The 14,359-nt window shown below is 44.3% G+C and carries 8 protein-coding genes; all 8 read right to left on the bottom strand.

The annotated features are described in order from the left end of the window. Positions 1 to 55: 55 nt before the first annotated feature. Positions 56 to 3,727 carry a helicase-exonuclease AddAB subunit AddA gene (gene addA / locus FXF62_RS06545; protein ID WP_149518133.1) on the bottom strand — a complete coding sequence of 1,224 codons (3,672 nt, stop codon included), beginning with the start codon at positions 3,725 to 3,727 and terminating at the stop codon, positions 56 to 58. Continuing rightward, the gene (gene rexB, locus FXF62_RS06540) at positions 3,724 to 7,011 is read right to left on the bottom strand and encodes an ATP-dependent nuclease subunit B (RefSeq protein ID WP_149518132.1); all 3,288 of its coding nucleotides are present in this window, start codon (positions 7,009 to 7,011) and stop codon (positions 3,724 to 3,726) included. The genes addA and rexB overlap by 4 nt, the downstream gene beginning before the upstream one ends. A gap of 139 nt (positions 7,012 to 7,150) precedes the next feature. Further along, positions 7,151 to 8,347: an elongation factor Tu gene (tuf, locus tag FXF62_RS06535; RefSeq protein ID WP_015605396.1), complete on the bottom strand. Its 1,197-nt coding sequence runs from the start codon at positions 8,345 to 8,347 to the stop codon at positions 7,151 to 7,153. 122 nt (positions 8,348 to 8,469) lie between these two features. Continuing rightward, complete coding sequence (locus tag FXF62_RS06530) at positions 8,470 to 9,468, bottom strand: anti sigma factor C-terminal domain-containing protein (protein ID WP_149518131.1); 999 nt, start codon at positions 9,466 to 9,468, stop codon at positions 8,470 to 8,472. After that, positions 9,455 to 9,925, bottom strand: a complete 471-nt coding sequence (locus FXF62_RS06525) for an RNA polymerase sigma factor (RefSeq protein WP_187984253.1) — start codon at positions 9,923 to 9,925, stop codon at positions 9,455 to 9,457. Before FXF62_RS06525 ends, FXF62_RS06530 begins: the two co-directional genes overlap by 14 nt. A 360-nt stretch (positions 9,926 to 10,285) precedes the next feature. Further along, a complete protein-coding gene (locus tag FXF62_RS06520; protein ID WP_149518129.1) occupies positions 10,286 to 11,212 on the bottom strand; it encodes a DUF805 domain-containing protein in 927 nt (308 codons plus the stop codon). Between the two features lie 106 nt (positions 11,213 to 11,318). Beyond that, complete coding sequence (locus FXF62_RS06515; RefSeq protein WP_149518128.1) at positions 11,319 to 13,559, bottom strand: DNA internalization-related competence protein ComEC/Rec2; 2,241 nt, start codon at positions 13,557 to 13,559, stop codon at positions 11,319 to 11,321. Beyond that, positions 13,540 to 14,235, bottom strand: coding sequence for a helix-hairpin-helix domain-containing protein (locus FXF62_RS06510; protein ID WP_149518127.1), 696 nt, complete (start codon positions 14,233 to 14,235; stop codon positions 13,540 to 13,542). The genes FXF62_RS06515 and FXF62_RS06510 overlap by 20 nt, the downstream gene beginning before the upstream one ends. Positions 14,236 to 14,359: the final 124 nt, after the last annotated feature.

Raw genomic sequence — 14,359 nt, 5'->3', positions numbered from 1 at the left:
CATTTCCTGTAGCAATATCCTTTCTTAGTGGAACTCTAATAAGTTGCCAATCAGACTAGTCCACCTTGACCACTTGCAGCTCAGCTCCTCCTAGTAGAATCAAATACTTATCTACTTGGCTAAGACCATAGGAACGACTGAGGGCTTCGGCATAGAGATCCAGTTGAGATCGGTAGCGCTCCACCAAGTCTGCCGGATCATGATAGCGGTCAGTCTTATAGTCAAAGAGGACAATGCGATCATCAAAGAGCAGGTAGCCGTCTAAGATTCCCCGAACTACAAAGTCTTGACCGCTGGCTGGATCCTGCTTGAGCATAGCAAAAGGTGCTTCCCGATGGAGATGATTGGCCTCCTGCTGGATTAGCTGACCTAGTTCTGTAGCGAAAAAGGCTTCAATCTTAGCTAAGTCAATCTCTTTCTTAACTGCTGCATCTGCCTGAACCTGAGCCAAGGCTTGGCGAATGCTAGTCTTAGTGACAGGCTGATCCAGTGGAATCCGCTGCATGAGCTCATGGACAGCAGAACCGATTTGGGCTCCTGTGATTTGCTTCTTCTTGCCAAAATCAGGCAAGTCAAAAGTCAGCTGGGGCTGATAGCTTCGAGGCGCATCCATAATGTCCAGCCCTTCTGACTCCATCACTGGCTCATAGAACTTCTTGATTTGACTAGGTGTGCGGACATTAGGCAGTTCAATAGCCGCTTGATAAAGACTGTTGAGCCGGTCTACATTCTCCAAGATATCTAGAGCTCGGCGAATATCCTCTGACTGACGGTTGCCCGTCAAATCATCTACTGGAATGGAAACAGTCTGCTTCACTACGCCAATCTGCTCGTCTATCAGCTCCTGATCAGTCACAAAGCGGGTCTGATAAGCCAGATTTTCCCCATCAAACACAGACTGGATGGCATAGAGCCAATCCTGAAAATTGGTCAGCTGGCTTCGAAGACTGCTAGATAAGCGGCCATTTTGACTGCCTCCCCACTTGCGCTCTTGGAGCTTGGCTTGATTTCCCTTGCCGACCAAATAAAGCTTGGTCTCAGCCCGAGTCATGGCCACATAGAGCAGACGCATCTGTTCAGACAGACTAGCCAGCTTGAGTTCTTCGGCATTCTGCTGATAGGGTAAGGTCTCCATGGAAATCCGCAGCTGCTTGGGAGCATAAGGATCCTGAGCCTCAACGGCCACATCGGCCACATATTTGATTCCGATGCCTTTTTTCCGACTGAGGATAATAGCAGAGCTGCTATCCTGACGATTGAAGGCCTTGTCCATATTGAGCAAAAAGACATACTTAAACTCCAGGCCCTTACTCTTATGGATGGTCATTAGCTGGACAGCATTTTTCGGAGCAGCCAGAGGGACACTGGCCAAATCGTGCTCATTTTTCAAAATTCTGTCAATCATGCTGATAAAGCGGGATAGCCCCTTGAAACTCGACTTTTCATAGTCGTTGGCCCGCAAGGACAGGGCATAGAGATTAGCCTGACGCTGCTCACCGTTTGGCAGAGCCCCTACCATATCATAGTAAAAACGATCCTGATAAATCTTCCAGATTAAATCATAGAGAGAATGAGTCTTGGAATAGCTGCGCCAGTCATCCAGCGTTGTCTGGAAATGCTGCAGTTTCTTGCGCAATTCACCATGGATGAGCTGAGGTTCCAGACCTTGATCGGTCAGAGCATTCCTCAGCTTTTCGTAGAGATTTTCCATAGACTTAGGACTGGAGGCTTGCAAGGCTAAGCGAGCCAATTCATCCTCATCAAAGTCAAACATTGGTGACTTGAGAAGGGCAGTCAGAGCATAGTCATTGAGAGGATTGTTAATGGTTCGCAAGGTATCCAGCATCACCATAACCTCTACTGACTGGAGATAATTAGTCTCCCCATCATCAGGCACAATCGGGATATGATGCCGGTCAAACTCTGCCAAAATCAGATCATTGCGGGTCCGCGAAGCTGTCAGCAAGGTCATGTCCTTGAAATCCACTCCTTCTTGATTATGAAGGCGGATGATTTCCTTGATTACCAAGGCTACCTCACCCGCTGAAATGCTGGGCAGACCTTGGTCAGAATCCTCTTCTTCGCTATCAGCGCTACCGTCATAAAGCAGAAATTCCGCCTGATTGGCTGGGTTAGGCTCCCGTTTGGCTGGATTTCCCGCCACCAAATAGTGGGTCTCATTGTAGTCAATCTCGCCGACTTCCTCGTCCATGAGTCGTTTAAAAACATCATTGGTCGCTTCCAGCACCTCGATGTGACTGCGGAAATTTTCCTTGAGGATAATCAGCTTGCCCTGACTAGGATCGGCCTGATAGAGTTTAAATTTATCGTTAAAAATCTGCGGATCAGCCTGACGAAATCGATAGATGGACTGCTTAATGTCGCCGACCATAAAGCGATTATTTCCTCGAGCCAGCAATTCCAGCATTCGCTCCTGAGTATGGTTGGTGTCTTGGTACTCATCGACCATCACCTCATAGTACTTATCCTGATAAAAACGCCGCACTTCTGGATAATTTTCTAAAATTTCAATAGCAAAATGGCTTATATCACCAAATTCAAAGGCATTTTCCGCTACTTTGCGCTCCAGATAAGCGTATGAAAAATCTCGGACAAAATCTCGCAACAAATCCAGTAGGGGAAGAGCTTCCACCTGATGCTGCTCCATAAAGTTCAGATGATAGAGGCGGACATCCAGCTCTTTAATTCTCTCTATCAAGGGCTTGCGGGCTTCATTATAGGTCTGAGCTAGCTCTTTTTTGAGCTCGTCCGCATTCTTGCCAACTCGGGCAGTAAAAGCCTGATGGTTAGAGGTCTTGGCTAATTCTAAAAAGCGCTGAATTAGGTCTAGCAACTGCTCAGATCCAGTCTGCTCTGTCAGCTCAGCCAAGATATCTAAGGCCGCCTGAACATTTTCCTGATATTTAGCGCCAGCAAAGGCTTGGCCTTCATGAGCCAGATGGCTCTGGAAAAAGTCTTCTAAATCCAGCAGAGACTGTCTAGCTCCAGCCAGCATTCGCTCCCGCTCTGCTCCAAAATCACTGGTTTCATAACCTAGAAGAAAGGTTTCCTCCAACCATTTCCGCGGATTGCTGGTAGACTGGAGAAAACTATAAATACTATAAATCTGCTGGCGGAAACCAGCAATGTCCTTGCGCTTGCCAGTGAAATTTTTGACCAAGCGGCTGAATAATTCCTGCCGATCACTATCATAATAGGCATCAAACAGCTGAGCAAAGACTTCATTTTGCAGCATAAGCTGCTCACTGGCCGATTGTAAAATCCGAAAATGCGGTGCCAGCCCCAGCAAATAGCCGTACTTATTGACCACTTTCTGGGTAAAGGCATCCATGGTGCCAATATCCGCATTAGCAATTTCAGCCAACTGCTGGGCCAAGTGCTGGCGGAGTTCCTGATCTTGAGTCTCCTTGAGTACCAGACTCAGCTCCTTCTCCAGCCGTTCCTTGAGCTCACCTGCTGCCTTGACAGTAAAGGTGGAGATGAAGAGTTGGCTCACTTCCACACCTCTGAGAATCTGGTCAATAATCCGCTGAACCATAACATAGGTCTTACCAGAGCCAGCCGAAGCCGAAACAAGAATATTCTGACCAGAGGAGTAGATGGCCTGGATCTGCTCTGGTGTGCGCTTTTGCTGCTTGTCAGAGGCAGCTTCCTCAGCCTGCTTGACTAGGATATCCTGCTCGTTTAAAAAGGGAATCCGTCTCATTTTTCCAACTCCTCCTTGATTTTTTCTAGCCAGGCTTGACGCAGCTTCTCACCTGTCGGCCGTTTATCATACTGGTCCAGATTTAACTTGGTCAGCTGCCTAGCCTGCCCCAGATGAAGATTGGCCTCAAAGCCTGTAATGGCCTTAAACTGGTCCACGTAAGGGGCAATACTGCGCCCATTTTCTGTATAAGGATTGATGGAAAAACGGCCAGCTAAAATGCCTTCTGCGGCTTGCTGATAGAGGTAGGCATTGTAGGCCAAAATCACTTCTAATTCTTCCTTAGTCAGCAGATTAACCTTGCTTTTCTCATAGTTAGCTCCCAAGTTCTTGGTCTGGTCAGCCAGAAAGAGGCCTTTGTAAACCTGACTTTTCATGACTTGTTTCACAGCCTCGTCCAGTACCTTGGTCTCCTTGAGGCTGGCTAGAGGCTCCGTCATCTGTAGGTACATGGCTCCGAAAAGTCCCTTGTCCTCGTAGTATTCTGGCATTTCTCGGATAGCTGCTAGGTAGGTCGGCAGCTGGGAATTAAGCCCATTAAAGAACTTCTCAAAGCTGAATTTGGTATCGCCAGACTTGTAATCCACAACTCCCAGACTCCCCGTCTCAGTCAGACGATCAATCCGATCCACCTTGCCGCTCACTTGAAGAACTCTGCCATTATCCAAAAGCAAGAAAGGCCGATCATCATGACCAAAGTCAGTCTCCTCACCAATGATCTCCAGCCCCTCAGACTGAGCCAAGATACGTCCAGTAGCCTGAGCGGCATCCAATAGCAAACGGCGGGCAAACTGGGTCTCACCATTTTCACCATAGACCGCTTCAAACTCAGCCTCCCAGCTAGTCTCCTCCATAGCCCGTTGTAAGCGAGTGTCGAAGTCCTGCTCCAAGTGCTCCTGCATAACCTTTTCAAAGATTCGGTGGAGGAAAATCCCATGGCTACGAGCATCCGGCTGAATCGTCCACTCCTCCTGCAGTCGCAGAACATACTTAAGGAAATAGGCATACTGGTTTTTAAAGTATTCATTGAGGGCAGAGGCTGACAGTTTCAAAGGCTGTTCTTTAGGATAAAGAGCTTGGAGTGTTTCCTCATTGAGAGTCTCCGTCTTCAACTCCTTGCTAATCTGGGGAATAGAGATTCCCTCAGCCGCCAACTTCTTACGCAAGACTCGGATTGACACTGCCCAGAAAGTCTGCTCCTCCGGCGTCCATTCACGGTCAATGTCATCCTGATAGAGGTCAATCACGCGCGCCAACAAAGCCCGATAAGTCCCAATATCGTCGCTACTAGCCTGTGGCCGCTTGCTGATAATGGGCAGGGAAATAGGCGCTATTTCCAGCTCCGTCAAATAGGAAGACATGGCATCCTCTACTTCATTGATTAAGACAGGAGCAGACAGAACCAAATCTTCTGTCGCTGAATTAAGTAAAGATAACGCTGCAAATCGGTTTTTCTTGAGATTTTCCCTGCTGGCTACCTGCAACTCAGACTCGTCCCCAGTCGCTTGATTTAATCTCTGCCGTTCTTCGTCACTGAGCAGACTTTTATTTTGCGCTAACTTGGGCAAGCGTTCCTGAGTCAGCCCGATGGCATAGACATAAGGAGCAGCCATGGGCTCAATCAAGTCATAGGACTGAACTATCACCACATCCACTGTCGCCGGCACCATTCGGTACTTGGCCAGAAGCATGCCAGACAGAATTAGAGCCAAGAAATCATCCAGCTTGAGCTTACTGCCGTCAAACACCTGTGCAAGCTGCTCCAAGACATGGCAAAAAGTTTTCCAGACTTCATCCTGCCGTTCTAGTTCCTGCTGACTTACTCCTTCCAGCAGATCAGTCAGATTGGCATCCAAGCGAACTTCTTTGATAAAGTTGGTAAATTTAGCCAAGAGACCAGTTGCTGTCTGACTACGAGATTTGAAAAAGTCTAACAGAGGCGTGATAAGACTGCGACGCATGGTATTGAGGCGCTTCAGGTCAAATTTCCCCTGACGATTAATGGTAAAATCTCTCCCTAGCTTGGCTACCCCTTTAATCTCAGCAAATCGAAGGTACTGTTCAAAGTTATCCAGCTCCTCCTGACTCAAGCCACCATAAAGGCCAGTTTTTAGAAGATTGAGCAAATCTTCCGTCTGAAAATTATAGCGTTTCAGCCGTTCCAGTGACTCTAAAAATTGGACTAAAGGATGCTGAGCCATAGACTCAGACCGCCCCAAATAAAAGGGAATCTGATATTGGTCAAAGATGGTCTTCAGCTGGAGCTGGTAGGCCTCCACATCACCCAAAAGCAGACGGATATCCTTGTAGCGGGCACCATCATGAAGCCGCTGGCGGATGGACTTGGCCACATATTCCAGTTCTTCTTTTTGATTGCGCACCGACCAAATCTCTACGTGAGAGCGATCCTCCTCAGTCAATTCCACATGGGTTTCAGAAAAATCATAGCGACTCTCTAGAATCTTGGAAATCTTGCCAAAGGTATCATCAACCTGACCTAGATCGTCTGATAAATACTCTGGCTTGACCTGATAGGTTTGAGCCAACTTGAGCAAAAAGTCCACGCTGGCTTGGTAAAGATTACCCTCACGAAAAGCGGAGCGATAGGCTTTTTGACTGGCATAAACGCCGATGACAATCTCCACTCCCTTGCGATGCAACAAATCTACTAGATATTCTTCTTCTGCCGATAAGCGGGTAAAGCCGTCAATAACCAGCGCGAGATTAGCCAATTCCCCATCCAAATCTCCAGCTAGAATTTGCTGGGCAAAAATCGTGAGTTTAGAGGTCGCATCATAATTTCCTGCCTGCAGGGCAACTGAAAAGGCCGTGAAAATTTTGAGCAAATCCTCGCGCTTCTCTGGCTCTTCTAGATAGTTTAAATCCGCAAAAGTCATCTGAGCCGTCTGAAGCTCATGATAAAGGTCTAGCAGTTGCTGGATAAATTGTGCATCCTTCTTAATCCGCCCATAAACCTTGAGCTCTCTGTCATCCATTTCCGATAAAATCCGATAAAATAGCATGCCTAGACCAATATCATCCAAGGGCTGTCCTTCTTGAACATCATTGAGGACAAAATAACGAGCCATCTGGGCAAACCGCGTCACCGTAATAGCAAAGGAAGCCTGATTTTCCAATTCCTCCAAAACTGCTCGCTCCTTTTCAAAAGAAAGGGAGTTGGGCGCTATATAAAAGACCCGCTTGCCAACCGCTGCTAAGTCCTGAGCTTGCTTAGCTAAGTGTGCCGTCAAAGGACTGCGGATGTCCGTATAAAGTAATTTCATACCGTCTCTTTTCAACAACAAAATATAGAATTATTATATCATGTTTGCGAGAAAAAGGCTTTGTCTAAAAGAAAAAGCCCCGCCGAAGCGAGACTTTTCGTGTCTGATTTTATAATTGTTATCTGGGAACGAAATCGAATTAAGCTTCGATTTCAGTAACCATACCTGAACCAACAGTACGTCCACCTTCACGGATAGAGAAAGTAGTACCTTGTTCAACGGCGATTGGGTGGATCAACTCAACGTCGATAGTTACGTTATCACCAGGCATTACCATTTCAGTACCTGCTGGAAGTTCGATTGAACCTGTAACGTCAGTTGTACGGAAGTAGAACTGTGGACGGTAGTTGTTGAAGAATGGAGTATGACGTCCACCTTCTTCTTTAGTAAGGATGTAAACTTCACCCTTGAATTTAGTGTGTGGGTTGATTGAACCTGGTTTAGCGATAACTTGACCACGTTCGATTTCATCACGTTGGATACCACGAAGAAGCACACCTACGTTGTCCCCTGCAAGACCTTCGTCAAGTTGTTTACGGAACATTTCAACACCAGTAACAACTGCTTTTTGGATTTCTTCTTTGATACCAACGATTTCGATTTCATCGTTGACACGAACAGTACCACGGTCGATACGTCCTGAAGCAACTGTACCACGACCAGTGATTGAGAATACGTCTTCGACTGGAAGAAGGAGTGGTTTGTCAGTATCACGTTCTGGTTCTGGGATGTACTCATCAACAGTGTTCATCAATTCCATGATGATATCTTCGTATTTAGAGTCACCTTCAAGAGCTTTAAGAGCTGAACCTTGGATAACTGGAAGATCGTCACCTGGGAAGTCGTATTCTGACAAGAGGTCACGGATTTCCATTTCAACCAATTCAAGCAATTCTTCGTCATCTACCAAGTCAATTTTGTTCATGAAGACGATAAGGTGTTTAACACCAACCTGACGTGAAAGAAGGATGTGCTCACGAGTTTGTGGCATTGGTCCATCAGTTGAAGCTACTACAAGGATAGCTCCGTCCATTTGAGCGGCACCAGTGATCATGTTTTTAACGTAGTCCGCGTGTCCTGGAGCGTCGATGTGAGCATAGTGACGTTTTTCAGTTTCGTACTCAACGTGCGCAGTGTTGATAGTGATACCGCGCTCGCGTTCTTCTGGAGCAGCATCGATAGACGCATAGTCTTTAGGTTGGTTAACTGATGAAGGCAAGCGACGTGCCAATACAGTTGTGATAGCTGCTGTCAAAGTAGTTTTACCGTGGTCAACGTGTCCGATAGTACCAATGTTAACGTGTGGTTTACTACGATCGTATTTTTCTTTTGCCATTTGAGTAAAAGCCTCCAATAAAATATATTTTATAGATAGACAGTAGGCAATACAGTCTAACTTTCCTTACTATTTTATCAAATTTCACTGAAAATGCAAGCCTTTTACACATTTTTTGTCAATTATTCCTTATCTAGCTTGTAGTAAGGCTGATTAGGAACGGAAGCACCAATACTGGAAGCATAAATCCATTCTTTCTCTTCTAATTGAGCGAAATTTTCAGCTTTTCCTGTCAAGATGACACCGGAAAAAGTTAATTGATCCCGATTTTCTGCTTCACGAATATCTAGCTGACCAAATTTCTTTAGATAGGCATCAACATCATTATACATGTTGTACCCACTAAGACTTGGGAAAAGATTTTTATCTGCCTTTCTTAGATAATCCAAGAAAGTCTGCTGCTCTTTCTTAGCCTCTTTTGCCTTCTTCCTAAAATCTAAGTCATAAGTAAAGAGAAGACTAGCGTTAGCTCCATAGGTGAACTGGGGATCGGAAAACAGTTCAATACCTTTTTCACCATCTTCTGACTGGCTGCCAATCCAGTACCAGTTAATCTTGAGGTTGTTCGGTATCATCTTCTGTATTTCCTTATAGGTATAAGCTTTATCAAAAGTCAAAGCTACTTCCACCAATTGATTTGGCATTTCTTTGACAGAAGCCAACTCCTTAGGCATAGAATTACTATCCTTTGTCCCCTTGGCATTGATATTATAGAAGACCGGATATTTTTGACGCAGGGTTCGCGTATAGGTCCCTGAGAGAGACAGATAAGTCCCTTCCGTAGTCGTATCTTTAAAAGCACCTATGAGAGAATAGTTTCCCTCATAGGAAGGATAAGCCACCTTCACTCCATCTAAATCTTTGAAACGATCAGAATGTAAGGTTCCTGAAAACAAAGAATTTTGAGTGTAGTAAAGACTGTCATAGTCAACATTAGGGTAGGCGATTTCCGACATAACTTCGTACTCTTTCTGCAAATTTCGACCATTACTCGAGGCTAATTCTATCAATCCCTTTCCTAGTAAAAGCAATAGAGCTAAGGAGACAAGGCTACTGATGGCGACTGTCTTCCAAAGTCGTTTCCGTTTACTTTTCTTCGCTAAAATTTCAAATGTTTCCATTTTTATATCCTTTCTTTTCCAATTTATGGCGGAGCTTGATTCGGCTACGCATGAGTTGTACTTTCACTTTACTTACAGAATACGACATAATTTGAGCGATTTCCTTTACTGTAAAATTTTGAAAATAATAAAGATCTAAAAGCATTGCTTCCTTAGTCGGAAGCTCTTCTATCGTCGTCCTTAACAGCTCATAATAGTCGTTTTCAAATGGTTGAATCACATCTTGTTTAAAAAATTCCTTTTGCAAAATTTCTAGATAATGCCGATCGCGCCTATAGCGATCGATGTAGCGGCGGATGGAAACCCGATACATCCATGCTCGCATCTTCTCTGCCGGGATGACCAGATCAGTCTCTAACATTTTGACAAAAACATCCTGCACCACATCCTCTGCCTCGGCCTTAGAAGCTCCTGACTTTTGCAGGTAGAAAACAATCTCTCGGGCAAAGCCAATCAAGATGTTTTCGTATTCATCCAGTTTGATAATCTCACCTCCCCACAACTTCTCCTCAAATCTCTCTTTATTTGCACTTCTTTAAAAAGAATAACAAAATAGCCTTTCTAATCCAAAGCTCGCAGCTGCTACTTCTCATTTGAAACTACTTTTCTCTATTTAATACTTTTCTATTCATCCCCCTTTCTACTAGTATAACGAATATAAAGTTATTTTGGTTACAAAAATTTTAAACATGACAAAGAAACCCTAGATAGGTGTAAACTATCTAGGGTTGATACATTATAGATTTTCTTGAGAGTTTGACTCTGAGTTAGTGATTTGTTCAGAAGCCTTTACTTCATCAGAAGCAGTTGCAAGAGTTTATTCTACTGTTTCAGTCTGAGACTGCTGAGTTTCTACTGAAGAAACTGGTTCAGCAGATTGTGAAACTGAAGTTGAGAATGCTGATTGAGTTGGCTCTTGGCTTTGGGCTTGGCTAGCAACAAACGGTTGAGTTGGCTGGTTCACTGAATTTTGCCCAAAAGGTTGTTGAGGCTGACCAAACTCTGGGGTCTGAGCTGGTGCTTCTTGCTGAGCAACTGGTTGACTTTGGCTAGTAGGCTGACCGAATGGTTGGTTTTGAACTGGTTGTTGTGCTTGGCCAAATGGTTGTCCTTGGTTAACAGGCTGAGCAAATGATTGGTTTTGAACTGGTTGTTGTGCTTGACCAAATTGCTGACCTTGGTTAACAGGCTGACTAATTTGTTGATTCTGAGCTGGTTGTTGTGCTTGGCCAAACTGCTGACCTTGGAATCCTTGTTGACCATAAGGAGCCCCATTAACTGACTGAGCTGGTTTGCTAGCTTGGCAAAGGAGGACTATCAAGGCAATACCACATGGCAAGCTGACTAAAGCAGCTAGGATATTCAACACTGGAATGAAGGAAGCTATTGATGGTCCTACAGTGAGAAAAATAAATGCCCAATGGAAACCAGCATCACGAAGACGACGAACAGTGATAGCAAGATTAGGAACGATAGTTGCAAATCCATAGATAGCAAGCAAGAACATTATGAACGCAGCAAAACCAGCGCCAGCCATAGCTCCAGAAAAATCTGGTTCATAATCGTATAGCCCTGCATAATAAACTTCACTAAAAAGCGGAATGAGAAAACCAAAAAGGGCAATCAACGAAAATGGTAGGGTAATCAAAAAATTACATAGGACAACCCACCAGAAATCAGAACGGCTTGAACGACCACTAAAGTCTGCATAACGAGTCCAAAATTTTTTATAAGCAGAAAACATAGAAATCTCCTTTAAATTTTTATTAACAGGGTCATTGTATCATAATTTTAGCTCGAAATCAAGGTAAGCTAACCCTATCTCGCTATCAGAGCAAGGAAACAGAGCCTTACTTTACAGTCTCAATCTGCCAAGAATCCCAGCCACTAAAGCGAATGGCTCCCTGCTCATCTGTTCGGAAAATCTGTGTCTGAATGTTCTTAAATCTGTCCAGAGTTTCCTGATGAGGATGCTTGTAGCGGTTATTCTTACCCGCAGAGATGAGGGCAATTTGGGGCTGAAGCTGATGTAAAAATTCTGGGCTAGAGGATCCTTTAGAACCGTGGTGTCCTGCTTTTAAAACATCCACCTTGAGTTGCGGAAAACGCCGCATCAATGTAGCTTCGCCATTTTCCTCTAAGTCTCCCGTAAACAAAAAGCTGGTTCCAAAAAATTGCCCGTACAAGACGACAGAGTCATCATTACTGCCGTTGCCTGTCTCCTCAGGATAGAGAACTTGCAAAGCTCCATCAAAAATTGGAAGGCTATCTCCTACTTCTACCGCATGGACTCTCGTCTGCATTCGCTCCAATTTCTCCACAAAATCCGGCTGAGTTAAGCTTCCTTTAGATACGTAAATTTCCTTTATAGAGAAATGCTTGGCCACCTCCAACATATCGCCCATATGGTCCGTGTCGGTGTGGGTCAAAACTAGCACATCCAAGCGGCTTACTCCCCGACTTTTCAGATAAGGAATCAAAGTCTTTTCTGCATTTGTCGAAGAAACCCGCTTCTGCCATGCTTCTTTCTTGCCAATCTCCACTCGCCCCCCCACATCAATCAGAACAGATTTCCCCCGCCAATCGCGCAAGAAAATGCTATCCCCCTGCCCAATATCAATGACGGTGATTTCATTTTGCAAAGGATGCTTAGTGAGGAAAAAGAGCAGAGCAAGAACCAAGCTAAGTAAGGTCACAACTTTTTTCTGTCTGCGAAAATCATAGAGCAAGCAAAGAGTGATAAGCAGGACTAGCATCATCCAGATAGATGGCTGACCGAAAATCACTGGCCGTGAGGAAATAGACGCCGTCCAACGAATTAGCCCTTCCAACAGTTCAAATAAGACATTGACCTGAGTGATTTTCAAAAGAGGTGATAGGGCAAAAATAAAGGTCAGGGCTGGAAGCATAAAAAGATCAAAAACAACTGAAAATAGAAAAGTCAGCAGAATAGACCAAGGTTGAAATTCAGAAAAATAGAAAATCAGAATCGGCAAAATCCCCAGTGAAATGGTCAGACTTTCTGCCAGTACCTTTCGCACGGGAGGTAAATGCTCAAAATCCATGACCGAAATGACAAAAGCATAGGCACAGGAAAGAACGCCACCCGTCGTCAAGAGAAAATTTGGCATGAAAATGGCTAAGAGCATGATTGTCAAAGCAAAGTTGTCCAGCTTAGTCACACCAAACTGCGAGAGCAGCTTTTGTACTAAACTCCTCACGACTGATACTGAAAAGCCCGTCAAACCCGCATAGATAAAGGAAAAGGGTAGTTGTATCCAATCGACGGTTTCTCTTTTCAAACCAGATTTCAGGAGAATCCTGCGAAAACCATCCATGAAATAGCCAACCTGCATCCCAGATAGGGCAAAGAGATGGATAATTCCCAGACTGGAATAAAGCTCATTCATCTCAGCAAAATCTGTGTCCAAATCACCAAACAAGAGTCCAGTCATATAGTGGCTCATGGGGCTAGGAAAATTTTCCTTGATATAAACCAAGGCCTTTCTGCGCCAGATCGACAGCCAATCCCAAGGATTAAGACTGCTAAAATGCTGACTGGACTTGATTTGATTGATTTTCAAAATCCTGTAAATCCCTTGCGTTTTCAGATAAGCCCGATAGTCAAATCCTGAAAAATTACGCTGGTTTTCTGCTAAACTAAGCTCTCCATCAATCTTCAAAACCAGCTGATCGCTCAGCTTTTGAAAAGCTTGTTTTTCCTTTTCTGACTGGATTTTATAAAAGGCCTGATAAGTTCGACCATTGGAATAGCCGCGAAAAGAAAGCGAGTCGCCATTGACTTTGATTGTATCTGGCTTCATCACAATGGCAGAAATGGTTTCCGGTTCATCTTGAAAGGCTTGATTAGCCATTTCTCTCCGAAATAGGAAAAATCCAGCAAAAAGATTCAAAAGCATCAAAACAAGCAGACTATTCTTCGTCGAATAAAGGCAAAATAGCCGAACAAGGAGAGCTGCCAAACCCAGATAAGCTGGCAGACTGCCTGTGTAAACAGCAAAGTAGGTCAGCACCAGCAAAAGACAAAAATAGATTGGTTTAATAGGAAATTTATTTATCCACTGTGACATAGTCTTTTAACTTTTCTAAGGTTTTTGCACCAATTCCTGAAACATTTTTCAGCTCATCTACTGACTTAAACTTGCCATTGGCTTCCCGATAAGCGATGATGTCTTGCGCTTTCTTTTGACCGATGCCTGAAACTGTCTGAAGTTCAGCTTCGGTCGCCGTATTGAGATTGACCAAGCCAGACTTCCCTTTTGCCGTTTCTCCATTTCCAGCGGGCGTCTGACTAGCTTGCGTCACATCTGCTCCTTCCTCACCTACTCTAGCTACATAAACAACCGCCTCATCTGTTAATTTTTGAGCTTGGTTTATGGATTTTGACTCGGCATCTGGCAGTAGACCACCTGCTTTTTGTAGAGCATCATGCACACGCGCTCCTGCCCGCAACTGATAAACTCCTGGATTTTTGACAGCTCCTTTAACATCAACGGTGACTTCTTCCTCAGATTCCTCTGAATCCATATCCTTTTCTGAGTCGATTTTTTCCTGATTCGCAATTCTTTTTTCTGTATTGCTTTCAGATGAAGCTGATGTGACTACTTCCTGAGCCAGTGCGCTGACCTGATTCTGTGGCTGAGCATTCCCCTTCAGCAAGAAAAAGCCAGCCAAGATGATTCCCAGCAAGGAAAGTCCAACAAAAATCTTGTATTCCTTTAATTTTTCAACTATTTCTTCAAGCATATTTTTCTCCTTTATCTTTTTATTCGTAAAAAATTCAAAAAATAAAACAAGCCGTGAAAATTTTCAGCTTGTCATATTTTAAAATCTTTATTTTGCAAGAAGTCGTATAGATAGAAAGGCCATT

The sequence above is a fragment of the Streptococcus cristatus genome, assembly GCF_008369405.1.
Classification (GTDB): domain Bacteria; phylum Bacillota; class Bacilli; order Lactobacillales; family Streptococcaceae; genus Streptococcus; species Streptococcus cristatus_G.
This window is presented reverse-complemented; position numbering and strand designations above follow the sequence as displayed.